21 protein-coding genes and 1 pseudogene are annotated in these 25,412 nt (G+C 42.0%); 12 read left to right on the plus strand and 10 right to left on the minus strand.

All coding sequences use genetic code 11. From position 1 onward, the window contains the following. Window positions 1-5: 5 nt before the first annotated feature. From C2M30_RS05675 to C2M30_RS05690, 4 genes are read right to left on the minus strand one after another with little or no spacing between them, the layout of a single operon-like run. Window positions 6-1,565, minus strand: a complete 1,560-nt coding sequence (locus tag C2M30_RS05675; RefSeq protein WP_234004687.1) for a serine hydrolase — start codon at window positions 1,563-1,565, stop codon at window positions 6-8. A 7-nt stretch (window positions 1,566-1,572) separates the two neighbouring features. Beyond that, window positions 1,573-2,064: a gamma-glutamylcyclotransferase family protein gene (locus C2M30_RS05680; protein ID WP_010561039.1), complete on the minus strand. Its 492-nt coding sequence runs from the start codon at window positions 2,062-2,064 to the stop codon at window positions 1,573-1,575. After that, window positions 2,061-2,684, minus strand: a complete 624-nt coding sequence (locus tag C2M30_RS05685; protein ID WP_105170965.1) for a LysE family transporter — start codon at window positions 2,682-2,684, stop codon at window positions 2,061-2,063. Before C2M30_RS05685 ends, C2M30_RS05680 begins: the two co-directional genes overlap by 4 nt. Beyond that, a complete protein-coding gene (locus C2M30_RS05690; protein WP_105170966.1) occupies window positions 2,681-3,484 on the minus strand; it encodes a hypothetical protein in 804 nt (267 codons plus the stop codon). The genes C2M30_RS05685 and C2M30_RS05690 overlap by 4 nt, the downstream gene beginning before the upstream one ends. A 143-nt stretch (window positions 3,485-3,627) precedes the next feature. On the opposite strand from C2M30_RS05690, the gene C2M30_RS05695 reads away from it, so the two are divergent. After that, a complete protein-coding gene (locus tag C2M30_RS05695; RefSeq protein WP_105170967.1) occupies window positions 3,628-4,215 on the plus strand; it encodes an outer membrane beta-barrel protein in 588 nt (195 codons plus the stop codon). Between the two features lie 35 nt (window positions 4,216-4,250). On the opposite strand, the gene C2M30_RS05700 is transcribed toward C2M30_RS05695, so the two are convergent. Then, a complete protein-coding gene (locus C2M30_RS05700) occupies window positions 4,251-6,302 on the minus strand; it encodes a winged helix-turn-helix domain-containing protein (protein ID WP_105170968.1) in 2,052 nt (683 codons plus the stop codon). Between the two features lie 414 nt (window positions 6,303-6,716). Between C2M30_RS05700 and C2M30_RS05705 the strand changes: the two genes are divergently transcribed. The 3 genes from C2M30_RS05705 (at window position 6,717) to C2M30_RS05715 (ending at window position 12,430) form a co-directional block, all read left to right on the plus strand. After that, on the plus strand, window positions 6,717-9,737 hold the full coding sequence (locus C2M30_RS05705; RefSeq protein WP_234004688.1) for a TonB-dependent receptor domain-containing protein: 3,021 nt from the start codon (window positions 6,717-6,719) through the stop codon (window positions 9,735-9,737). 122 nt (window positions 9,738-9,859) lie between these two features. Beyond that, on the plus strand, window positions 9,860-10,567 hold the full coding sequence (gene rsuA, locus C2M30_RS05710) for a 16S rRNA pseudouridine(516) synthase RsuA (protein ID WP_100914486.1): 708 nt from the start codon (window positions 9,860-9,862) through the stop codon (window positions 10,565-10,567). Window positions 10,568-10,801: 234 nt separating this feature from the next. Next, window positions 10,802-12,430: a methyl-accepting chemotaxis protein gene (locus C2M30_RS05715; RefSeq protein ID WP_105170969.1), complete on the plus strand. Its 1,629-nt coding sequence runs from the start codon at window positions 10,802-10,804 to the stop codon at window positions 12,428-12,430. 22 nt (window positions 12,431-12,452) lie between these two features. On the opposite strand, the gene yjjG is transcribed toward C2M30_RS05715, so the two are convergent. Together yjjG and yjjX are read right to left on the minus strand one after the other, a co-directional pair. After that, window positions 12,453-13,145, minus strand: coding sequence for a pyrimidine 5'-nucleotidase (yjjG, locus tag C2M30_RS05720; protein ID WP_105170970.1), 693 nt, complete (start codon window positions 13,143-13,145; stop codon window positions 12,453-12,455). A 12-nt stretch (window positions 13,146-13,157) separates the two neighbouring features. Then, complete coding sequence (gene yjjX, locus C2M30_RS05725; RefSeq protein ID WP_105170971.1) at window positions 13,158-13,700, minus strand: inosine/xanthosine triphosphatase; 543 nt, start codon at window positions 13,698-13,700, stop codon at window positions 13,158-13,160. Between the two features lie 140 nt (window positions 13,701-13,840). Between yjjX and gmk the strand changes: the two genes are divergently transcribed. From gmk to recG, 8 genes and pseudogenes are all read left to right on the plus strand, one after another. Beyond that, complete coding sequence (gmk, locus tag C2M30_RS05730; protein WP_010561049.1) at window positions 13,841-14,464, plus strand: guanylate kinase; 624 nt, start codon at window positions 13,841-13,843, stop codon at window positions 14,462-14,464. A 77-nt stretch (window positions 14,465-14,541) separates the two neighbouring features. Continuing rightward, the gene (gene rpoZ, locus C2M30_RS05735) at window positions 14,542-14,820 is read left to right on the plus strand and encodes a DNA-directed RNA polymerase subunit omega (protein ID WP_010561050.1); all 279 of its coding nucleotides are present in this window, start codon (window positions 14,542-14,544) and stop codon (window positions 14,818-14,820) included. Between the two features lie 153 nt (window positions 14,821-14,973). Then, window positions 14,974-17,079 (plus strand): bifunctional GTP diphosphokinase/guanosine-3',5'-bis pyrophosphate 3'-pyrophosphohydrolase, encoded by a 2,106-nt coding sequence (gene spoT / locus C2M30_RS05740; protein WP_100912641.1) that lies wholly within the window; start codon window positions 14,974-14,976, stop codon window positions 17,077-17,079. A gap of 15 nt (window positions 17,080-17,094) precedes the next feature. Then, window positions 17,095-17,487 (plus strand): RidA family protein, encoded by a 393-nt coding sequence (locus C2M30_RS05745; RefSeq protein ID WP_105170972.1) that lies wholly within the window; start codon window positions 17,095-17,097, stop codon window positions 17,485-17,487. Between the two features lie 113 nt (window positions 17,488-17,600). Then, window positions 17,601-19,208, plus strand: coding sequence for a DUF342 domain-containing protein (locus C2M30_RS05750; protein WP_105170973.1), 1,608 nt, complete (start codon window positions 17,601-17,603; stop codon window positions 19,206-19,208). 8 nt (window positions 19,209-19,216) lie between these two features. Further along, window positions 19,217-19,675, plus strand: coding sequence for a transcriptional regulator AsnC (asnC, locus tag C2M30_RS05755; RefSeq protein ID WP_010561054.1), 459 nt, complete (start codon window positions 19,217-19,219; stop codon window positions 19,673-19,675). A 78-nt stretch (window positions 19,676-19,753) separates the two neighbouring features. Continuing rightward, a complete protein-coding gene (trmH, locus tag C2M30_RS05760; RefSeq protein ID WP_100912639.1) occupies window positions 19,754-20,452 on the plus strand; it encodes a tRNA (guanosine(18)-2'-O)-methyltransferase TrmH in 699 nt (232 codons plus the stop codon). A gap of 89 nt (window positions 20,453-20,541) precedes the next feature. Next, window positions 20,542-22,619: pseudogene (gene recG / locus C2M30_RS05765) on the plus strand (ATP-dependent DNA helicase RecG). A 21-nt stretch (window positions 22,620-22,640) separates the two neighbouring features. Here recG and C2M30_RS05770 read toward each other — a convergent pair. From C2M30_RS05770 to C2M30_RS05780, 3 genes are all read right to left on the minus strand, one after another. Next, a complete protein-coding gene (locus C2M30_RS05770; RefSeq protein ID WP_100912637.1) occupies window positions 22,641-23,273 on the minus strand; it encodes a tetratricopeptide repeat protein in 633 nt (210 codons plus the stop codon). A gap of 392 nt (window positions 23,274-23,665) precedes the next feature. Then, window positions 23,666-24,982, minus strand: coding sequence for an adenylosuccinate synthase (locus C2M30_RS05775; protein ID WP_010561058.1), 1,317 nt, complete (start codon window positions 24,980-24,982; stop codon window positions 23,666-23,668). A gap of 200 nt (window positions 24,983-25,182) precedes the next feature. Then, window positions 25,183-25,374, minus strand: a complete 192-nt coding sequence (locus C2M30_RS05780; protein ID WP_105170974.1) for a DUF2065 domain-containing protein — start codon at window positions 25,372-25,374, stop codon at window positions 25,183-25,185. Between the last annotated feature and the right edge of the window lie 38 nt (window positions 25,375-25,412).

Genomic DNA, 25,412 nt, shown 5'->3' on the forward strand with positions numbered 1-25,412 from the left:
GTCGGTTAAGACTTGTCGCTTTTGACTGGCGTAAGGTGCAGATTATGAAAATCAAAACTGAAGTCAGTTACGCTTGGTGCTACAGCGTGCATTTTTGCGCTACGCACTTGATTTGTTGGGCTCATTTCAAACTCAATAAATGCATCAGCTTCAAGTAGTTTTTCCTGCCAACGTACAATAAAGGTATTACCGTTAAAGTGTTCTAGCGTACCTTTTAAACGTGCTGAATGGGTAAAGTCGATTGTCAGCTTGCCATTTTGCTCTGCAATCACAATATCGCCATACCAATTATCGCTGTACCTTTTGGCATACACTGACAATGGTAAGGCTTTTTGAATCTGCTTTGGCTGTTCTACTTCCGCTTTTTCATACGCTTTCTTTTTACGTTCAAAATGTTTTTTAGCAAGATCTTCAACCCAGTCTTTATTTGGTAAATCAAGCGCATCTTCTAGTACTTCGTGAGTAATTGCACTTAAGGCACTAAACGCTTGTTGGTTCGACAACACAACGATACCTAATTGCTTCTCTGGCACTAACGTCACTTGTGACACCATACCTAAAATACCGCCGCCATGACCGACTTTTTTATAGCCTTGATAGTCTTCAATTGACCAACCTAAACCGTAACCACGAAATTGTTGACGATAGTCATTAAACGCATTTTTTGATGCCATGCTCGTAATATGCGGATGCCACATTTGTGCTTGCTGTTTTTCAGTAAACAGCACCTTACCAGATGGCATTTTACCACCAGCAAGTTGGGTTTTTAGCCAGTTCGCCATTTCATCTACGTTTGATGCAATCGCCCCTGCACCACGAAAATCTTCAAGGTAATTCACAAAGAATGGGTGTAGTTTTCCGTCCATCGGAATATGGCCGGTTGCCCAATTTTTATTAGATTTTGGAATTCGTGAAAAGCCCGCTTTTGAAAGCGGCATACCAAGCGGGGCTAGCATTTCTTGCTCTATAAATTCTTGCCACGATTTTCCCGATACACGTGCAACAACTTCACCCGCAGTTACAAACATTAAGTTGTTATAGGTGTACTTACTGCGAAAGCTTGAAACTGGCTTTAAATAGCGAATGCCATGAATTACGTCTTCCACGGGCTTGTCGGTATCAGGCCAAATGGTTAAATCACCCGCACCTAAACCTAGTCCGGCTCGATGACTTAACAAATCGCGAATAGTCACTTCACGTGTTGCATATGGGTCGTACATACGAAACTCAGGTAGGTGATCAATTACTTTGTCGTCCCAGTTTAATTTGCCTTGGTCAACAAGCATTGCAAGGGCTGCGGCTGTAAATGCTTTGGTGTTTGACGCTATACCAAATAAAGTATGCTTATCTACCTTTTCACCTGTGGTTAAGTGCCTAACACCAAACCCTTTAGAAAAAACAACTTCACCATTTTCAACTACGGCAACTGCCATACCCGGTACTTCAAAGCGTTTCATCGATTGCTCAATGGTTTGTTCAAGCTGCTTACTATCAATTGCCGCGTACACCTGACTCGACGCGATTACGCTAAGAGCTAGGGTTAATTTACTCACTAATTTTTTCATAATGTTCTTATTTATATATTGAAAATTCACGTTCTGCGCGCGCGGAATCGGTATCTGTTTGTGTTGCTTGCGCGCGAATATTGTCGATGTATTGCTGCGGTAGTTTTGCCTCTAAGGCTCCGGTTAATACATGTTTTAAATACCAGTCATACGGTAAGTGTTGCTGGCACAGCGTATTGGCAACATAGCAATATGCATTAAATTGCTTACCACATTCATTGGTTACAACGATTTGCTGGTTGTCGTAACGCGGCCCTTCTATTTCATCAAGAATCGCTTTTTCATCACTGTTAATTTGATACAGCACACCATATAACACATCATCGTGATTATCGGTTTTCAGCGCATTACATTTACCCGAGCCGTCAAACCCTTGCTTATCAAATGTTAAGGTAAATCCTGTTACAGTAGATACACCAATACGGGTAGCATTAGGCAGCCTTGCTAATAGCCGGTTAAGCGACATATTGGAACCATACGCTAGGTTGTAATAAATCATACCCACACCACTCTAATTGCCAAACCAATTAACACCACGCCGATACCGCGGTCAAACCAATGTCCGGCACGTAAGAAAAACGCACGCACCTTTGAGCGACTCAAAACAATGGATAAAAAGCTAAACCACACTAAAGTTGCAACAGCCATATATAATCCATAGCCCACTTGCACTGTAATCGGTGTTTCCACACTGATAACCAAGGTAAATAAACTTAAGAAAAATAAGGTTGCTTTCGGATTAAGTGCATTAACTAAAAAGCCACGACTAAACGCTTTAACCATGGATTCGGCCTGTGTATTGGTTTGCACCTGCTGCGCTTGCTGATCCGCAGGCTTCGCTCGCAACGCCATGACACCAATATATGCCAAGTACGCCGCCGCCAAATATTTAAGTGCTGCAAACACGGTAGGTGATTGCGAAATCACAATCGCCACACCGAGCACACAATAACTTACATGCACTAAAATCCCTGTTGCGATGCCCGCACTTGTTACAAGCGCATTGTTTCGCCCCTTTTGAATGCTCTGCTTGAGCACGAGCGTAAAATCAGGGCCTGGACTTGCGACTGCAAAAAAGTGACTAATTGCAATTAATAAAAATTCGTCGAGATAGTTCACTTAACCTCCGTTAATGCGATCAGCATTGGATTTGCCGATTGCTTTATGGTGTTCTCTAATTGTTTATTTGCACGCTTTAACATGGTACGAAGATGTGGCTTCAAGTGCGATGAAATATGCGATAACGGTAATTTTTTGGCCTTTAACAACAAAGCCAAAATGTAAATTAGCTCAGATTCATTCAAGGTCGCACTGCGATTGGCATACGGGTTGTAACACGAACCACAGCCACCACGAAATTGATACGCCGTATTTGCCATCATCACGCCAAAGCCCATAAAGCACGACAACAAATCAACCGCTTGTGGCACAAATTCCTGACCACCTGGTGGCAAGCTTCGATTTTGCAACACATTGATATGCGCTAACGATTGTGAAAAAGACGCGATTAAGTCTTGCGGCTGATTTATTTGATTGGGATTGAAAGATATATTTAATGAACCACTCGCAGCGATCAACTCTGCGCTTTCACCGCGTTTAACATTGGCAAATTCTAAACGTGGAAAACTCTGTTCTGATATTTGATGAGGCGCCACCAGCTGAATTGGCCAAGTCTGCATACCGGCATACTGTTTTACCTGAGTAAAAACATAGCTGGCCATTTGCTCAATACTACTGACCTGCTCGGGGAAAAACTCTGCATTTGGTAAAACAAAACGCATATCGTTTAACAGCACATCACCATCAAATTCTTGATATACCCATAAAAATGTATCCAAGATCCATGCTTCGCTGTGCTGATCCACCACTGGTTGGGTTTTAATAATATTGAGTAGTGTATTTTTGAATCCAGAAATCATAGCGTACAACGTTTAAAAACCTAGTTATTCATATTAATCCAGCCTCACCGCGAAAATAAACCTTTTACGACAAACAGGCTGAAATTTTATTCAAAAGCGTATACTCTTCATTACGTTGAGTATTTTTAGGAATAGGAAATCAGATGCGCGCTAAGCTTTCACTCGCAACTATTTTGCTCGCTTTGAGTTTTTCGAGCACCGCCGACATTGCCATAGCAGGTTATTATGGCCAATCGTTAAGCCAAGAATTAGAAACAGAAAACGGCACAAAGATAGACATTAAAGACGATGCTAACTTTGGCTTTAGCCTTGATAAACATGATGGTATTTCTAAATACGGTTTATATTACTCGCGCATGTCGAGCAGTCAGCGAAATGCAGCTAACTATGAGCTAGACCTAAATTATTTATTATTTCAAAGCGCAGTTGTTTTACCTGTTAATAAACAGCTTTCAAGCTACCTTGGTGCGCAATTGGGTGTTAATCATATTTCATCTAACTTTTCCGATTCAGATAGTTTTTTTGCCACCGGTTTATACGGTGGCTTAGAGTATAAAATTACCGACAACATCATTGCATTAGGAGAAGCCCGTTGGTTAGCCACTGTTTTAAAAAATGATTCAACCACCGTATGCCAAATCGACCCAAACGGCACACAATGTGATTGGTATTTTGATGGTGAGGTACTAAACCAATTCCAGTTTAATTTAGGCGTGATGTACCGCTTCTAAAAATAGACAAAAAAGGGGCTTAGGCCCCTTTTCTTTTAATCATAGTCTTTGCGCATTCGTTTGATATCGACTTGCGGCGATTCATAACCTGTAAACAACAACCACTGTTTCGTTGGCACAAAACTCATGCCGCGCGAGCGCGAGAACGCACGCTCAGGCACACGCAATACGTCTTTGTCTTGATTACTAGCAAAGTCATAAAAACTTAAACGATAATCATGGCCACGCACTTTAAAGTAATAAATCCCTTGTTCAGTAACATGCCAACCTGTGCTATTTGCCAACTTTAAATTCTTAATCAATGGCTGTTCGTCAATTAATTCGCCGTTAATTGATACCTGCCATAACCCTTTACCTTCTTTGTAAACAATCAATTGATTTTCTTTTACTTCTATTGCATGCGCCCCGCGAGTAATTCGTGTCGCAATACCAGACTCAATTTCAATGCGATAGATGTCTCCAACCGATGCCGAATACAGCGCGCTACCATCTTGCGACCAACGGGCTTTACCATAATAATTAAGCTCTGTTTTGATTTGCTTTAGCTGACTGGTTAGCGCATCAAGTACATACAACCGGCTTTCTTGACCATTGTTTGCGGTAAATGCGATTTTCTTACCGTCGGGTGACCAAATAGGGTTGCGAGCATGAAATTTTAACTGAGTTAGCTGCTTGCGCTGGGTACCATCAAGACTTGATGTCCACACTTCATCAAACCCCGACTCATTAGAAATAAACGCTAACTTGTCTGCAGCTTGAGAGTAATCGGGATAACGAAAATCGAACTCAGATTGAATTAGCGGAAATGGAGACGCAGCAACATCACTATCAAGCTCCAAACGCATAATTGAGGTGTCTATTTTCCAATCGTGATAATAAAGGTTACCTGCTCTATCAAATGCCGGATAGCTAAACCCTTCAACATTTAAATTGGTTTTGTGGTTGCTAGTTAAGTCCAACTCAAACCCATGGCGGTTGCCATGCATTATGGCTGAAAATACAATTTTTTCAGCATCCGGTTGCCATGCTAAACCGCGAATATCAGGGAGCCCGGTTACTACTCGCTGCTCTGTTTTAGTCTGTATATCGTAGATAAAAATATCTTCGTTACCATTTGCCAAATTACGTGAGATAGCTAATCGCGTGCTATCGGGACTAAAATCAATTGCTTCGCTTTCCCCCGGTTCACAATTGTTACAACGAATACGTCTTGCGGGCTCATTTAAATCAAGTTGTTTAATGTACACGCCACGCGTGGTGTTTTCAGGGTCAACACCCACATAAGCGAGCAATTTGCCATCTGGCGATACCGCCACATCATTTGATGAATTTGAACATTCGCCATGTTTTTCAATAGCAAAATCACTCATATTGACGCTTAGTACTTCGCAGCGTGAGCTTAGTCTTCGGTAATAATAGAGTTTTGAATCATCATGGGCCCATACAGAGCGAGACTCACTGCCGGGAGTATGTGTTATTTTTGTGTGTTTAAGATCTGGCTGTTGTAAGTCTTTACGATAAAGGTCTATTTTTCGGTCCATTTGTCGCCAAGAATAAACCAAGTAGCGGCCATCATTTGATACGCTAGGAAATAGCTCTCGCCCGGGATACTGAGTTATCAACTCAGGTTGTTGATACACTTTTTGTTGTGGTTCAGGCCAAAGTAGCCACGCAAAAACGACACTCAGTACAAAACCAATAAATAAGCCTAGCTGCTTAATATTGCGAGAAGATATTTGCAGAAAAACAGTATCTTGCTGCTCCGCAAATACTGGCGCTACCAGCAGTCGATAACCTGACTTTCGCACTGTTTCAATAAACTCTTGTTCGCTATCGAGCTCTTTTAAAGCTTTTCGCAGGTGCCAAATCGCATTGGTAAGCGCTTTTTCACCAACGTAATTATTGCCATCCCAAACATGATCAATAATTTGCTGACGCGTTAATAGCTCAGGCTGTTGCTCTGCCAAATAACAAAGTAACTCTATAAACTTTGGTTGCAATGAAATGATTCGTTCATCACGCACTAAAGTGTGTTCTAACGGGTTAACTTCTACCCGACCTAAAAAATATGGCGCAGCGCTATTCATTATCGATTTAATCTTCGTTTTTATGCATTCAAGCTTACCTAAAAATACTGTTTAGTTGCAAAATTATTGCGTCTAACTGCATATTTTATGTCTGTTTCCAAATCAATTACACACCACAAAAATAAACCTAACCATCTGTTATAAATAGAAAATATTCAAATAGATATTAAATAGACATTAAAAAGTGGAAGAATAGAGAGCCTGAGTATTGAGCTCAGATAACCGCTGTTTTAAAACCATGATAAGCCTCCTTGGCCCACTCAAATCATTTATGTAGCGCAAATGTTTTGAGCTGACTAGTAACAGCAGCATCACAGTTAACAGCAACGATGTGCTGTTACTAGCCAAATTACACAATAACTAAAATGATTGCTCTGGCAAACAGGGCGAACAAATCCTCAAGGGGAAATCAACGTGGGAATTAATACTAAAAAATGCTCAATTGCAGCAGCAATTGCATTTGCTATTTCTGGCAATGCATGGGCTGATGCAGAGGTCGAGCGTCAAGCTGTTGCACAATCAAATAACGTGCCACAACAAACCAGCGAAAAAGACGCACCAGAAAAAATTACCGTTACTGGTTCACGTATTAAACGTGATAGTTTTTCAGTTGCAACACCATTGGTAACAATGGATAAAGCAGCAATTGAAGACACAGGTCTTGGTAGCTTAGCTGAAATTCTTGTTGAGAATATGCCAGCGATTAACGCCACATTAAGTAATACTACGACTCAATCAAGCGTAACAGGAACAGGTTTATCAACCATTGACTTACGTGATCTTGGTACCGACCGTACACTAACCTTGATCGATGGACGCCGAGTAGTTTCAAACAGTTATAATGGTAATTACGTTAGTTTGAGCACCATTCCAAGTAGTATGGTTGAGCGAGTTGAGGTAATTACTGGTGGTGCTTCAGCAACATATGGTTCGGATGCTATTGCGGGTGTTGTTAACATCATTACCGAAAAAGACAAAGTTGGTACCTCATTCTCTGTAAAATCAGGTCAATCTACTGATGGTGGCGCAGAAGAATTATCATTCGATTTTGATCATGGCAGCACATTTGCCAATGAAAAAGGCTATGTATTCTTTAGTTCATCTTACGACCGTGATTTTGGTTTATCGTTCTATGACCGTAAACGTGCACAAGTAGAAGATTCATATCTATACGACTTCGATGAAATGTGTAATACCATGTTAACTGCTGACGGTCGTGAGTGTATGCGCGATATTACACAAGCTGATTGGGTAAGCAAAAGTGATGGTACATTAGGTGGTGTTTTCTTAGAAAACAGCCGTAACGACAAACAATTTTGGTACGACGGTCAAACATTACGTGATGACTGGAAAGGCAATGAAGAAATCTATGGTTTAAATACACAGCAATACGTTCAACTAAAAGTACCACAAGATAACTTATCGGCGGCAGTTAAAGTAGATTTTGAAATTACAGATGAAACAAAAGCCTATGCGCAAGTTCATTACAGCCGCAGCGAAACGTTCAATCTAAAATCACCAGAAGATGACTACGAAGGCGCAGCCGTTTCAGTACTAGATCCTGAAACAGGCGACCCAGCGGGCTTTGTAAGCCCTGGTTATATTCCAATTGATAACCCTTATGTGCCGCAAGAAATTCTTGATAGCAACCCGTATCGCGACCGTATTTATTGGGACCGCCGCTTTGCTGAAGTTGGCCCGGTATCAACCGATAATACCCGTGAAACTATTCGTACTTGGGCTGGTTTACAAGGCTATGCGTTTAATGGCGAATGGGAATGGGATATTTCAGTAGGTTACGGTAAATTTCACCAAAACCAAGTACGCTTAAATGAACTTGATATCTTCAAAGTAAAAGAAGCGTTAAATGCAGAGCAACTTGCTGACGGCACAATTCAATGTAAAAACCCAGACGCACGCGCTGATGGATGTGTTGCACTGAATCTATTTGGTGAAGGTTCAATTACCCCAGAAATGGCAGACTACATTCGCGTAAACCCAACGCTTGATAACTACAACGAGCAAATGAATGCCATGGGTTATATTACGGGTGATTTGTTTGAGTTACCTGCCGGCGCCGTTTCTGCAGTATTTGGGGCAGAATATAGAAAAGACACCCAAGAAATGAAAACTGACGCAGCAATGAAGCGCGGCGGTATTACTTGGAACGTTGTACCAGCCTTTAAAGGTAGTGTTGATGTGCGAGAAGCATTTGCAGAATTCTCTGTACCGCTTTTACGTGACCAATTTGCAGCTAAAAACCTATCTGCAGATGTATCAGCTCGTTTTGCTGATTACAGCTGGTCAAACACAGGGTTAGTACAAAGTTATAAAGTTGGCTTAATCTATGAGCCGTTCGATGGTTATATGTTGCGCGCAAATTGGGCAACAGCTCAACGCGCTCCTTCAATTACAGAGTTGCTTTCACCTGAACGTGGTGACTATGACTCGTTTGACGATATCTGTGAGGGATTAACAGCAACATCAACTGCACCAGGTCACGATGCATGTCGTCAAGAACCTACTATTGCAGCACAGTTAGCTGAAAACCCTGATTTTGAATTTGAAGATGAAAATAGTGGTTATTCACCAAACGTGGGTAACGACCAATTAAAAGAAGAAAGTGCGACAACGATTACTTATGGTTTAACACTGAGCCCTGAATTTTTAGGTGGCGTTCGCTTGGCAGCTGATTACTACGACATTACCGTTGAAGACGTAATTTCAGTATTAAGTAATGAGCGTATTTTAGAGCTTTGCTACGACTCAAGCATTCCTTGGGGCGGCGACAACACCTATTGTAACGATGTAAGTCGAGACTCTGAAGGCCAAATTCAGAAAATTGTACAACGTGAATATAACCTCAATGAGTTAACTTCTCGCGGTGTTGATTTCTCAGCAGCTTATAAGTTTGATTTGAATGATTTTGGCTCACTATCATTTAAAGCAGATTACACCCAAGTTATTGAAAATGCTTTAACTAATGAAACGTCAGCAGGTATTGTAACTGACCATTATGCTGGCTTCGGTTCACCAGACAAAAAAGGCTCAGCATCACTAACTTGGCGCTATAATGACTTACGTGTTCGTTGGAGTACGAAGTACCTTGGCGAATTCAAAATGAGTCAGTCTCTCGAAGAGGATTACCAAGAAGCGTTACTAGAAAATACCGAGGCGTGCTCAAATCAAGCTGACTCATGTATTGCTAACCCAGAAGCACTTGCTTTCCAAGATTATGGTTCGTATCTTCGTCACGATCTATCAGTATCATATAAGCTGGATTTAGGTGGTTCGGAAGTACGTGTATACGGTGGTGTGAACAACCTAGCAAATAATTATGGTCGCTTCACGCCAAGTGGACGTGGTAACTACTATAGCCAATACGGCGGTGGTCGCGGTCGCTTCGTTTACTTAGGTGCACAATACAGCTTCTAATTTAACATTTCCCAATGTTTGTTGCTTAAAAGCCAGTAAAGCTAAGCTTTACTGGCTTTTTTTATATCTCTGCGTATACTCCCGCTATTATTTTTGGTTCCGTAATAAGCACTGCCATGACGATTAAATTCCCTTGCCGCCTTGATAAATTTTTAAGCCATTTTGCCGAAGTGCCGCGCTCAAAAGCAAAAATCGGTATTAAAAGAAAACACGCAACAATTAATGGCGAAGTGATTATCAAAGCTGATACACAAGTAACTCGCGATGACGCTGTGACTTGGTATGGTGAAGAGATCACCGCTGTGGGTGAGCGCTATTACATGCTGAATAAACCGGAAGACTTTATTTGCGCCAATAGCGATGAAATGCATCAAACCGTCTTTGATCTACTTGATGAACCTATGATGGATAAACTCCATGTTGCAGGGCGACTTGATATCGATACGACAGGGCTTGTGTTAATTACATCAGACGGCGATTGGAGCCACAAAATCACTTCACCGCGCCATCAAAAATACAAAGTGTATTTAATTGAAACAGAACAGCCAATTACAGATGAAATGTGCGAACAACTAACTGATGGCGTGATGTTACATGGTGAAAAAAGTGCAACAAAGCCAGCGATCGTAGAAAAAATCGCTGATTATTCTATGCGCCTTTCAATTTATGAAGGTAAATATCACCAAGTTAAACGCATGCTAGCTGCTGTTGATAACCGCGTAGTGGCGCTTCATCGTGAAAAAATAGGCACTGTGGCGCTTGATCCAAACTTAGCACCTGGTGAATATCGCCCACTAACTCAGCACGAAATTGAAACAATTTCCAGTTAGTAACACTACTTTGGGAACATGAAATTTAACCATCGATTAACGCTTGATTAAACATTAACGAGCAGTTAGTGTTTAATCAAACGGTATCTAAGAATTGATTAAATACAAATTAAACTTCAACAAAATTAATCAATTCCTCTCTCACTTTGCATACCACAACAGGATGGCGCTAACAGCAGCTTAGCGACAGCGCTATGATGTACCACTTATAAAGGTAGATGTGAGGAAACGCCTATGAATTCACTAACCTTAAAGAATAAAATAGTCATTTTTACGGTTGTTTTATTTCTCTCGCTAATTTCACTTGCAGGGCTAGGTTTAAAAGCCTTACGACAAGCCAGTGAAATGGACAATATCGCACGTATTAACCAGCTGATGAAAAGCACAGTTAATATCGTCAACCAATTTGAACTCGCCAGCAAAAATGGCACGCTCAATGAAGAACAAGCAAAACAACTCGCCACTCAAATGCTCAGAGAAAACAAATACCACGACTCTGAATACGTTTATGTGGTAGACAAACAACTCAATTTCGTAGCCACGCCTCACGACCCTCAACTACATGGAACAAGTTTTAACGACTTTAAAGATGCCAGCGGTGGTAGTATTGGCGCTATGGTAGAACGTTTAGTCGGCAATAAAACCGGACAAATCATTACATATCATTGGGATTCTGAGCGCGAAGGCGAAGTGGTCGATTTAACGTCTGTAGTACAAAAAACAAAAGATTGGGGCTGGTACATAGGTACCGGCATTAGCTACAAAGAAGTAGACGAGCGATACTGGCAAACGGCAAGTTGGCTACTTACACTGTCAATTTTCATAGCTGTTGTGCTATCAGTCGTACTTGCCAAATTTGGCCTAGATTTAAATAAATCTTTGGGTGGTGAAATTAACCATGTTCAATCCGCCGTAATGAGCGCCTCTCGCGGTAACTTAAAAACTACCCATGCATTTCAAAGCGCAGATGAAAACAGTGTCGCCGGCGCAATTAACTATATGCAACTCGGTTTGCAAGATGTGGTTGGTGGTATCAAAAATGTATCTGATGCGCTGCAAGATGAAGTACGCGCTTCTGAAACACGTTCGCAAGAACTCGATCAGCTCACTAATTCACTGAGTAAAGAAACCCATGTAGTTGCCTCTGCAATTACCGAACTAACTGCATCAGCCGCAACGGTCGCCGACCACGCTGAGCAAGCTGCGTATTCAGTAAAAGAAGCTGAAGAACAAGGTAAAAGCGCGAATATTCTTACTAAAGAAGCAGCCAAAACAATTGAGCTGCTCGAAAAGCAAATTGAAAATGCAGGCGATAATATTCAAACCTTAGATGACGAAGTAAATAATATCGAAAGCGTGTTAAGTGTTATCCAAGGCATTGCTGAGCAAACCAACTTACTTGCCCTTAATGCCGCAATTGAGGCAGCCCGTGCAGGCGACCAAGGACGCGGTTTTGCGGTTGTTGCTGACGAAGTACGTCAGCTAGCCCAGCGCACCCAAGCCAGCACTGAAGAAATTCAACAAATGATTGCTAAACTACAATCGGCAACCAAAGATGCCAAATCATCGGTAACGCAAAGTATTAGCACCAGTGAGGAAACCGTTACCAAATCACAAAAAGCCGCCGAAGAACTTACGCGTATTGCTGAGTCGCTCTCGGCGATTACGGAAATGAGCCATCAGATCTCTGTTGCAGCAAAAGAGCAGCTGCAAGCTGGTGAAGATACAGCGCAGCGAGTAGTGCATATTTCTGATACCGCTGAAAATACTGCGCGCGTTTCACTCGATGCGCATAAAGCCACAGATCAAATTAAATCATTTACTAAAAATCTGGAAAAAGAAATCGCCAAATTTGAAGTATGATGTTAATTCAAAGCCGAAAGCACTAATTGCTTTCGGCTTGTAATGAGGTAATCAGATTATACAAACCCGTTAAACAGTTCACTTGATAGGTAGCACCTACCGTATCTAATTCTTTTTCACCCGCATGATTAATCCAGCAAGTATCAAGGCCCGCATTTTTACCACCTAAAATATCTGAACTCAACGTATCACCTACCATCAACACGTTTGATTTATCTGGATTGCCAAACAGCTGCACCGCATGGTCGAAAATCGCAATATTCGGTTTTGCCACACCCACTTGCTCAGAGATAATGACATGCTCAAAAAAGTGCGTTAAATCAGTGCGAGCTAGGCGCACCTGCTGCAGTGCGGTAAAGCCGTTAGTGATAATCGCAAGCTTTGCTTTACCATGCAGTAACTCAAGTAATTTACGCGCACCCGGCAAACACTGACAAATATCAGCCATGGCTTCAATAAACTGTTGATTAAGTAATTCAGGTGCCACGTCTAACGTTTCACCCCAACGTGTGAAACGCTTTATTTGTAATTCTTTAGCGGTAATTGTGCCATTTTGATAATCCACCCAAAGCGGCTTATTAACGGCTTGAAAATCATCAAAATCAGACTCTTCAAATACGATATCGTAGTTTGAAAATAGCTGTTTTAAACCTGCAAATGCATCAAAATGAAACAAGGTTTCATCGGCATCAAAAACGATCCATTGGTACTTCATTAATTATCCAATTTACAATTTAAACAGTTGTTGATTAACAAATGGTGCAAGCGCAGTAGTAATCGCCATGGTGTAAACGCTCTCTCGGGTGACTGAGTTATTCGTTAACAACGCCATTGCCCCGCCCTTTTGTTTAATATTCTCAGTGTCAAATAACCTATCCATTACATGTCCCAGCTCTTCACCTTCGCAAAGCGCACGATAAACCACGTTTGGCATAGGTAAATTGCTACTGCGGCCAACTTGAACATGCTGTTTGTTATCAATCACAATGTAAGCAAAGGTCGCAGGACCATAACTAAAGTTATCTACACCGCCCTCTATCGCAACATACCAATCCGCCTGAAAATGCGCTTTTGTGTAAGCAACTCGGTTTTTTGCACCAAGTAAGGTTTCTTCTGCGGTCATTGGTTGGTCTGCCACCTCGGATGGTGCAAATACACCTTCACAGGTAAATTCAATGTTTGGAAACATGGCAGAAAATGCATTGCTTACTGCATTTATTTTTACGGGATTAGTCGACCCAACAATAATTTTTTGGCTTTCTTTACTCATTTCTTACAATTCTTTGTCAATTAAAAGTCGCCTATCGCTTTCTAAATGCGCTGCGAGTTTTTATAATATCGCCATTGTGCTGACTGCCTACTGAATTAGCAAGTCGGTGGTTTAGCGAAACTTATGTTTTAGGAAAGATTATGAGCCAAGCTCGTGGTAATTTGTTTATTTTGTCAGCACCTTCTGGTGCAGGTAAATCAAGCCTTATCAACGCACTGTTAGAACGCCATAGCGATATGAAAGTATCGGTATCCCACACCACACGCTCACCTCGTCCGGGTGAAGAAAACGGCGTGCACTATCATTTTGTAACGCAAGATGAATTTAAACAAGTCATTGCTGATGATGGCTTTTTTGAATGGGCACAAGTGTTTGATAACTACTATGGTACGTCAAAACAAAGCATTGAAACGCAATTAGCGAATGGCATTGATGTATTTTTAGATATTGATTGGCAAGGCGCGCGCCAAGTAAGAGAGCTTGTTTCAGATGTACGCACTATTTTTATTTTGCCACCATCAAAGCAAGAACTTGAAGCGCGTTTAAATAGCCGAGGTCAAGACAGCGCCGAAGTCATCGCGAGCCGTATGGCAAAAGCACAATCAGAAACCTCTCATTACAATGAATACGATTATCTCATTGTGAATGATGATTTTGATACCGCACTTTACCAGTTGGAAACCATTGTCTTTGCCTCGCGCTTGGCACAAACCAACCAAACGCATAAGCACCAGCAACTGCTGAATGACTTATTAGCGGATTAAATTAATCCAAGTATTGGCTATTTTCTTCGCATCAAGTAAACTACGCTTTTGCGAATAATAAATTTTTGGAGTGCCTGATGGCTCGAGTAACTGTTGAAGATGCAGTAGATAAGATTGGTAACCGTTTTGACCTTATTTTAGTTGCGGCTCGCCGTGCGCGCCAAATCGCAACTGGTGGCAAAGATCCTATGGTTGATGCTGAAAACGACAAGCCAACTGTAATCGCACTACGTGAAATTGAAAAAGGTTTCATCACCAATGATTCTTTAGATTCACTAGAGCGTGAAGATCAGCAAAACCAAGAAGCGGCTGAGCTAGCTGCGGTTGCTGCTATCGTTGGTGGTGGTCACCAATAAGCAATAATTATTGCTCCCTACTCTCGCTTTCCTTAGCTGAGTAGCTTTTCCAGCGACTGTTCGACTTTTTAATAAGAAACAGTCGTTGGCAATCCCTTCCAATTCATCGTATATTGTTATCAATTCCCCTCTATAGCTAGTATTGGAGCATCAATGTATCTTTTTGAAGGTCTTAAAAAGAACATCTCAGAATATTTAACGCCAGAGCAAGTTGAACTTGTGCAAAAGGCCTATGTGGTTGCGCGTGACGCACACGAAGGTCAAACACGTTCAAGTGGTGAACCCTATATCACCCACCCTGTTGAGGTGACACAAATACTTGCCAATATGCGCTTAGATCACGAAACCTTAATGGCTGCATTAATGCATGACGTGATTGAAGATACCGATTTCAGCCAACAAGACCTTGCTGAAATTTTTGGCGATACCGTTGCCGAACTGGTTGAGGGTGTGTCAAAGCTCGATAAACTCAGCTTTAAAGATCAAAAAGAATTCCAAGCGGAAAACTATCGCAAAATGATTATGGCAATGACGCAAGATATTCGCGTTATTCTTATCAAGCTTGCAGACCGCACACACAATATGCGAACACTTGGCGCACTGCGTCCTGAAAAACGTCGTCGCATTGCCCGTGAAACACTTGAGATTTTTGCCCCAATCGCCAACCGTCTTGGTATTCATGACATTAAAAATGAGTTGGAAGATTTGGGTTTTCAAGCGCTTTACCCAATGCGTCACCGCGCGCTAAAAAACGAAGTCACTAAAGCACGGGGAAACCGTAAAGAGATAATTCAAAACATTCAAAACGAAATTATCTCGCGCATTGAAGAATCGGGCATTGAAGTTGAAGTATCAGGCCGCGAAAAACACCTTTATAGCATTTACCGAAAAATGCTAAATAAAGAACTGATGTTTAACGAAGTAATGGATATTTACGCGTTTCGCATTGTCGCCAATTCAATGGACACCTGCTACCGCGTACTTGGGGTTGTGCACAACCTATACAAACCAATCGAAACGCGTTTTAAAGACTACATCGCCGTACCAAAAACCAATGGCTATCAGTCTTTGCATACCTCGCTTGTAGGTCCGCATGGTATTCCCGTTGAAATTCAAATTCGCACCCATGAAATGGATCAAATGGCTGACAAAGGGGTTGCCGCACACTGGCTTTACAAAAAAGCAGGTGATAGTGCGGGTAATACGGCGCAGCAACGCGCTCGCCAGTGGATGCAAAGCTTACTTGAATTACAACAAAGCGCAGGCTCATCATTCGAATTTGTTGAAAACGTTAAAACAGAACTTTTCCCTGAAGAGATTTATGTATTCACGCCAGATGGTCGCATAATTGAATTACCAATGGGCGCCACAGCGGTCGATTTTGCCTACGCAGTTCACACCGACGTTGGTAACACCTGTGTTGGTGTGCGGGTGAACAGAAAGCCTTATCCACTAAGCGCAGCGCTTGACACTGGCCAAACGGTTGAAGTTATTACTAGCTCAGGTGCTCACCCTAACGCGACTTGGCTTAATTTTATTGTTACCGCAAAAGCGCGTATGGGCGTGCAAAAATACCTTAAGAAGCAAGAGCACGAAGAAGCACTGCAATTAGGCCGTCGCCTTTTAGATTCAGCACTTGGCGAGCACCATTTAAGCGATGTAAGTGAAGAAGCGCTGGCACGCACAGTGGAAGAACATAATGTTGATTCACTTGATAAATTATTAATAGAAATTGGTTCAGGTAACATTTTAAGCCTACTTGTCGCAAAGCGTTTGCTACAAGAGCAAGGCGAAGATGTTGGCGAACTAAACCACAACAAAAAAGCGGCCATTATTGGTACTGAAGGGATGTTAATTAACTACTCTAAGTGCTGCCGCCCTGTTCCTGGTGATGAGATTGTTGCGCATATTAGCCAAGGTAAAGGCCTTACGGTTCATCGCCAAGAATGTAAGAACATTCGCGGTTGGCAGCAAGAACGCTCGAAATATTTTGTTGTGAAATGGGAAGACAACCCAGAAAAAGAATATATTGCAGCACTACGTGTTGAAATTATAAACCACCAAGGCGCACTCGCTAAATTAACGAATTTAGTATCAACGACCGCGGCAAACATTGTTGAAATTAGTACCGAAGAAAAAGAGAGTAACTTATACCTAATCGATCTAGGTATCACAGTGAAAGACCGCATCCATGTCGCTAACATAATGCGCCGAATTCGAGTAATGCCAGATGTACAAAAAGTATATCGCCGAAAATAATTAAGAAGATAAATTATGACAAAATCAATTATTAGCACTGATTCAGCACCTGCAGCAATTGGCACGTATAGCCAAGCAGTAAAAGTAGGTACTACGGTTTACCTTTCAGGCCAAATTCCACTGGTTCCTGAAACAATGGAAATGGTATCAGACGATTTCACTGAACAAACACACCAAGTATTTAAAAACCTAGTATCTGTATGTCAGGCTGCTGGCGGCGAAATTCAAAACATGGTTAAAGTAAATATTTTCCTAACCGACCTATCTAACTTCGCAACCGTAAATGAAGTGATGAGCCAGTATTTTAACGAACCGTATCCAGCGCGCGCTGCGATTGGCGTTGCTGAACTGCCAAAAGGTTCACAAATCGAAATTGATGGCATTTTAGAGTTACCATCAACTAATTAATTTAATCCATTAATAAAATAATGAAAAAATTAAATATAAAGGGCTGTTATGCCCTTTTTTTTATGCTAAAAAAACATGTATAGTTTGTTAATCATAATGGCCTAGGAGCTTAAGTGTTTACTCTTAATAACGAAAATCAAGTTGTACTGACAGTTTCTGAGCAAACGCCCATGCCGCCGAGTGCTGACTTTGTCTTTCAAGCACTCGCTAACTCTGAATTCGCCGATTGTTATGTTTTAACAAAAGAAGTGAAAGAGGCTTTTCGCGATCCCGACTTTGACGAACTGATTGTTGCGGAAAAACACGATGCAACGCTGACTGTATCGGTCAGTGAAGACAAAATGGCTGCAACCGCCGTGTTAACCACGGCCTACGGCGGTGAATTGATGAGCATGGAACAGGCCGTTGAAATCATTAAACAAGCCAATATCACCCGCGGTTACAAACAAGTTTGGTTAGAATCGTTACTAGGTAAGCAATTTGAGGCAATGCCCGGCAAAGAGCTTTCGGGCGTAATTGCCAAAGGGCAAATTCCTGTTGCCGGTAAAAACGGTTCGCTTGAAAAGAATGTACAAACTCTTGCCGACCGCGTGCGTCAACCAAAGCGCCGCGAAGATGGCTCTGTAGATATGCGTGATTTTGGCGCACTCGCCAGTGTAAAACCCGGTGATACCCTAATGACGCACCACTTTGCTACATTAGGCAAAGACGGATTTAACGTGCTTGGTGAAACACTAAAAGCCAAACCGGGCGATGAAGTAAAGTTAATTGCAGGTGACGGCACTGAACTAAGTGGCACCGACGATAAGTACCTAGTTGCTACTATTGCCGGCGTTCCTGTTGATGACAAATACGGTATGCGCGTTGACGATGTATTTACCATTCCTAATGTCGATGTAAAATCAGGCCATATTGATTTTGACGGTTCAGTGATCATTACCGAGAACATTGAACCAGGTATGAAAGTAACCGCAAAAGGCGACATTACCGTATTTGGTAGCGTTGAATCTGCGGAGCTAAACGCCACAGGCAGCATAGAAATTAAAGAAGGCTGTTTAGGCCACCATAAAGAGAACGATGAGCTTTCAAATAAAATTAGCTGTGAAGGCAACTTAACCATCAGCTACGCACAATATACGTACTTATCTGGCAATCAGGTTAAAATTAAAAGTCAGGCAAGCCACTGCCACATTAAAGCGAAAAACGAGCTAATGATCGGCAACCCTGAAAAAGGGGATGGTAAACTCATTGGCGGTAAAGTGCTTGATGCTAAAACCATGATCTGTGGTGAAGTGGGCACCGACAAAGGAGCACATACAGAAATTCACTTAGGTCATGCAGCTGTATTATTGAAAAACCGCACCGACGAAATTTTTGAACAAGTGCGCTTATGTAATCAGCAGCTAGAAGCGCTCGAGTCAGAGTTTGATAAAGCACTGTCTATCGAAGACGCCGATAAACAACAAAACTTGTTAATTGAAATCTCTGATAAGCAAAACCTTAACGAACAGTTAATTGAGTTACTGCCAAATAAAGCCGCCAAGCTAGAACGTGCTATTCATATGCTCCGTGATTACTGCTATCTCGAAGTACAAAAAGCACTACACTCGAACGTAGAGCTGCGTATTTTTAACAAAGTACTCAAAACGGCGCGCACTTACCCACCCCTTACTGCACGTATTGATAAAAACAAAATCGAATTAGAGTTTAAAACAACCTAACCAAAATTATGACCCAATACAAAATGGATAATCTCGACAAATCGATTCTGCACGCGTTGATGGATAACGCGCGCGTGCCTTATGCTGAGCTAGCAAAAAAGTTTGAAGTCAGTGCCGGCACAATTCACGTACGTGTTGAGAAAATGAAACAAGCCAATATTATTACCGGCACAAAAGTTTCTATTAACGAAAAAAATCTAGGTTACGACGTATGTTGTTTTATTGGTATTAACTTAAAAAATGCCAAAGATTATCCCGACACCATCAAGCGCTTAGAAGCGTTAGAAGAAGTGGTAGAAGCCTATTACACCACAGGTAATTACAGTATTTTCATTAAGGTTGTGACACGTTCAATTGATCACCTGCAAGACGTGCTAATCAATAAAATACAAGCTATTGACGTAATCCAATCAACCGAGACCTTAATCTCCTTACAAAACCCAATTAACCGAGATGTAACGCCATAACATTTCACTGCGATGCAGAATAATTGCGAGAGACACACCAGCTAGGTATAATCGCCGCGAATTTTCCGGAGAATAACCATGGCCGACAACCGTTACAAACGCGTAAAATCTGTACTCGACAAACGTCAAATTGATTTAACTGTGTGCTTAGACGAAGTGCACAAACATCATAACTTATCAGCAATTGTTAGAACCGCTGACGCCGTTGGTTGTCACCATGTTCATGCAGTTTGGCCAAGAGAACAGCGCCGTTTAACTAATAATACATCGGGTGGTAGTAAAAACTGGGTAGAAACCCATATGCACGATGATATTGATGATGCGGTAAAAGCACTTCGTGAACAAATTCCAGGCGTGCAAATTTTAGCGACAAACCTATCAGATAGCGCCGTTGATTTTCGTGAAATCGACTACACTAAGCCAACTGCCGTTATTGTTGGCCAAGAACGCGATGGTATTTCCGACAAAGCACTGGCTCATGCGGACCAGCATATTATCATTCCAATGGAAGGCATGGTGCAGTCATTAAATGTATCCGTTGCTGCAGCGCTAATTCTTTATGAAGCACAGCGCCAGCGCGAAAATGCAGACATGTATCAGCCTAATGACCACTTAGATAAAAACACCAAGCACACATTACTATTTGAAGGCTGTCACCCTATTATCGCGCAACAATGCCGACAAAAAGGCCTAGCTTACCCAGAACTTGATGATGAGGGTGAAATTGTGGCTGACGAAGCGTTTTGGAATACCCTACGTTTTGTTAAAAAAGCTTAAGCCAAACACTGGTTATTTTTACAGCTATCTATTGCAACTTTAAACTTAACCTGTTAAAAACCAAGGACGGTAAAAACGAAAGGACAGCTATGGCAATTGATCTTGCCTCATATCCCATCACTGAACTGAAAGGTGCTGGGCCTAAAATTGCAGAGCGTTTAGCAAAGCTGCATATTTTTACCGTACAAGACTTACTCTTTCATTTACCGCTGCGCTATGAAGATCGCACTCGCATTTACCCTATTTGCGAGCTGCAAGCGCACTATCATGTCAGCATTGAAGCGACTATTGAAAATACCAATATCAGCTTTGGTAAACGCCGCATGCTTAATTGCCAAGTTAACGATGGCACTGGCAGACTAACCTTACGCTTTTTCACTTTTACCGCTGCACAAAAAAATAATTTAACTGCGGGCAGTAAAATACGCTGTTTTGGTGAAATTCGCCGTGGTAGGAACGGCTATGAAATGGCTCATCCTGAGTATAAAATCATCGATGAGCATGCGACAAGCCAAGTTGAAGAATCACTTACGCCCGTTTACCCAACAACGGAAGGCTTAAAGCAGCTGTCGTTACGCAAACTAAGTAGCCAAGCCGTAGCTTTACTAGAGCGCTACGATATTCAAGAACTCTTGCCAGCTCAGTATCAACCACAAGGGTACAGTTTAAAAAAAGCCTTACTAACGCTTCACAAACCAAGTCCTGAGGAAAGTACGCTATTGCTTGAACAAGGGCTTCACCCTGCTCAGCAACGACTCGCATTTGAAGAAATACTGGCACAAAATTTAAGCCTTTTAAAACTGCGTGCCAAAGGGCAAGTGCATCAGGCGGTAACCTTGCCACCAACAAATTCTCTTGAGCCACAGCTACTTGCCCAGCTACCTTTCACACCAACTAATGCGCAACAGCGTGTAGTGGCAGAAATTAAACACGATCTGACTCAGCCCTACCCTATGATGCGATTAGTACAAGGCGATGTTGGTTCGGGAAAAACGCTAGTCGCGGCAATGTCAGCACTTACGGCAATTAGCCAAGGTTATCAAGTTGCCTTAATGGCACCTACCGAGATTTTAGCCGAACAGCACGCTAACGCTTTTCGAGCTTGGTTTGAGCCGTTAGGGGTTAAAATTGCGTGGTTAGCAGGTAAAACTAAAGGCAAAGAACGCACTGTAGCACTTGAGCAAATAGCCTCCGGCGAAGCACAAATGATTGTCGGCACCCATGCGTTATTCCAAGAACAATGAGCTTTAATAATCTCGCGTTGATTATTATTGATGAACAACACCGCTTTGGCGTACACCAACGTTTAGAATTACGTGAAAAAGGCCGTAATGGCAATTGCTATCCACACCAGTTAGTTATGACCGCAACACCTATTCCACGCACCTTAGCAATGACCGCCTATGCCGATTTAGAAACATCGATTATTGACGAGTTACCACCGGGCAGAACACCTATTACAACGGTGGCTATTCCTGATACCCGCCGCCAAGACATTATTAACCGTGTACAGCAGTCTGTACTGCAAGACAAGCGTCAGGTTTATTGGGTGTGTACGCTAATTGAAGAATCTGAGGCATTGCAATGTCAAGCTGCGGAGAATAGCGCAAAAGAATTAGCTAAAGCGCTACCTGACGTTGCTATCGAATTGGTACACGGCCGCATGAAACCAAGTGAAAAGCAGTTCATCATGTCGGAGTTTAAAGCGGGCAAAATAGACGTACTGGTTGCTACAACCGTAATAGAAGTTGGGGTAGATGTACCTAACGCTAGCTTAATTATTATTGAAAACCCAGAACGTTTAGGGCTTGCCCAATTACACCAGTTACGCGGCCGTGTTGGCCGTGGCTCAGTTGCATCGCATTGCGTACTGCTATATCACCCTCCACTATCTAACACAGGTCAGAAACGCTTAGGAGTGCTGCGCGATAGCAATGACGGCTTTGTCATTGCAGAACGAGATTTAGAGATCCGTGGACCCGGCGAAGTGCTTGGTACAAAGCAGACGGGACTTGCGGAATTTAGAATTGCTGATCTTGTGCGAGACAAAGCACTAGTAGAACAAGTTAGGCCCGTCGCTAAACGCTTTTTAACTGAACATAGCGACCTTGCTGAGCAAATTATTGCCCGTTGGCTGCCCGATAAAGAGCAGTTCGCACAAGCATAATCGTTAAGTTACATGGCGTTTTTATTTTTTGGCGCGAGCTAAGGCGCTCGGCGGCATTTTTTCAGCGAGCAATGCGAGCTTTTTCGCGACTTCTTGATGACGCTTTTTATCGTAAATTAAAGCGCCATTAAGCCAGCGGTATGCATCTTCAAAATCGCGAGGGCTACCGAGCCCCGCGTTAAACAAATCAACAAGCCTAATTTGCGCATTTAAATTACCAAGCGATGCGGCCTCGCGTAGATAAATAATGGCTTTATTGATATCGCGCTGCACTAATTGACCAACATGGTAATAGCGACCAAGCTGCTCTAGCGCCGCCGCTAAACCCTGATCTGCCGCTTCGCGCATGTAATACACGCCAAGATCAACATCGCGTTCTACACATACTGCATACGCCAACATATCGCCATATAAAAACTGGTATGCGGGGATTTTCATTTTACTTGCACGCGCTTCGATATCCTGCACAAGTTGGCAATCATCGAGCTTTACTCGTGTTAAATGTTCATTTTTATTTATGAGTTTAATGAGTTCATCTTGGCTGTAGATTTGCACTGCTTGAAGTTCAGGGTTTTCGGCAAGCACATTTGCAGAGCTAAAAAGTAGCCCTGTTGCAGCAAAGGTTTGACACAATGTTCGCATAAATAAACGCATAATAATTCTCAGATATTCGAGGCTAATTAAGTCAATTCACTTAACTAGTTAATCATTCAGTGAGCTAACCACCGCACTCAACTTATAGCTAGCGCGATAAACGTGTTCAAATATTTAATACCAATTCACTTAAATAGCTGATCATCCTAGCGGGCTAAATATCATGCTAACTGCGTTAGAATTTATCAATGTAGAACAACTACATAAGAAAAATTCCGCCTTGTTACCATTTCATTTATCCAACGCTATCCCTGATCACATACTTAACAGAATTGGTATAACAGAACTGGAGCTCATACCAATTTAAAATAATTGATACAAAATATATACCAACCTTTGAATTTTAGGCATAAAAAAAGCTGCAAACTGCAGCTTTTTTCTAGAAACTAAATTTACTCACCAAATGGGTTACGTACAATCATTGTTTCTACACGATCTGGGCCAGTCGAAATGATATCGATTGGTACACCAGTGATTTCTTCTAAACGCTTGATGTAGTTACGTGCAGCTTGCGGTAAGCCTTCGTAAGTTGTTACACCGAACGTATTTTCGCTCCAACCTGGCATCTCTTCGTATACTGGTGTAACTTTCTCGTAACCTTCAGCAGCAAGTGGTGTTACGTTTGTAACTGTGCCATCTTCAAGCTGGTAACCAGTACAGATTTTGATTGTTTCTAAACCGTCTAATACGTCTAGTTTAGTTAAACAGAAGCCTGTAATAGAGTTAATTTGTACCGCACGACGCATTGCAACAGCATCGAACCAACCTGTACGACGTAAACGACCAGTTGTTGCGCCAAACTCGTGACCTTTGTCACCTAAGTGTTTGCCAACAGGGTCTTGCTTATCTAAACCGTCATAAAGTTCCGTTGGGAAAGGACCTGAACCAACACGTGTTGTGTATGCTTTCACGATACCTAATACGTAATCTAGGTTTAATGGACCAAAACCAGCACCCGTAGCAACACCGCCAGCCGTTGTATTTGAAGACGTAACGTATGGGTATGTACCGTGGTCGATATCAAGTAGCGTACCTTGCGCACCTTCAAATAAGATGTGCTCGCCATTAGTGCGTGCTTGGTCAAGTAACTCAGTAACGTCAACAACCATAGACTTAAGAATGTCAGCAACAGCCATTGCTGCATCTAATGTTTCTTGGTAATCAACTGGATCAACTTTGTAGTAATTAACTAGTGTAAAGTTATGATACTCAAGTACTTCTTTTAGTTTTTCAGCGAATAACTCTGGGTTAAATAAATCGCCAACACGTAAGCCACGACGCGCCACTTTATCTTCGTAAGCTGGACCAATACCACGACCTGTAGTACCGATAGCTTTAGCGCCACGTGCTTCTTCACGAGCCATGTCTAATGCTACGTGGTACGGTAGGATTAGTGGACATGCTTCAGAAATTAATAAACGCTCTCTAACCGGAACACCACGCTCTTCAAGCATGCCGATTTCGCGCATAAGTGCATCTGGTGCTAATACTACACCGTTACCGATTACACATTTAACATTGTCACGTAGAACACCTGATGGGATAAGGTGAAGAACTGTTTTCTCACCGTTAATAACGAGTGTGTGACCTGCGTTGTGACCACCTTGATAACGTACAACTAAAGACGCTTTATCTGTTAGTAGGTCAACAACCTTACCTTTACCTTCGTCACCCCATTGGGTGCCTAATACAACGACGTTTTTACCCATTGTAACTTCACTTAAAGAAAATTAGGCGCAGATTCTATCAAAAAATGGGGGCAAAGATCACCCCGTTTAGCAGCTTTTTTCATCATTTTATCTAAATAACTTCAATTAAATTGGTATATACAAGCTCATTAAGCACTGTTGTTTTTAGATAATTTACTAATAAATTTAATTTTTATTTTATCTCTTGGTTGTTTTTTATTTTATGGTTTTAGCCACATAAAAAGCAGCCAACCAATCAAGATTAAAGCAACGCCTATCATCCGCAATTGCGGATCAGATAATTGCGCTATTTCGCGTAAATACTCGCGCCATTTCGCTGGAAATAAAGCAGGCCCAAGCCCTTCAAAAATTAACAACAAAGCAAACGCCAGTAGCAATACATCAAAGCTCATTATTTTCTCCATAAAAAAGCCCTGCAAAGTGCAGGGCT

This window comes from Pseudoalteromonas sp. T1lg24, assembly GCF_002964745.1.
In the GTDB taxonomy this organism is placed as follows: Bacteria; Pseudomonadota; Gammaproteobacteria; order Enterobacterales; family Alteromonadaceae; genus Pseudoalteromonas; species Pseudoalteromonas spongiae.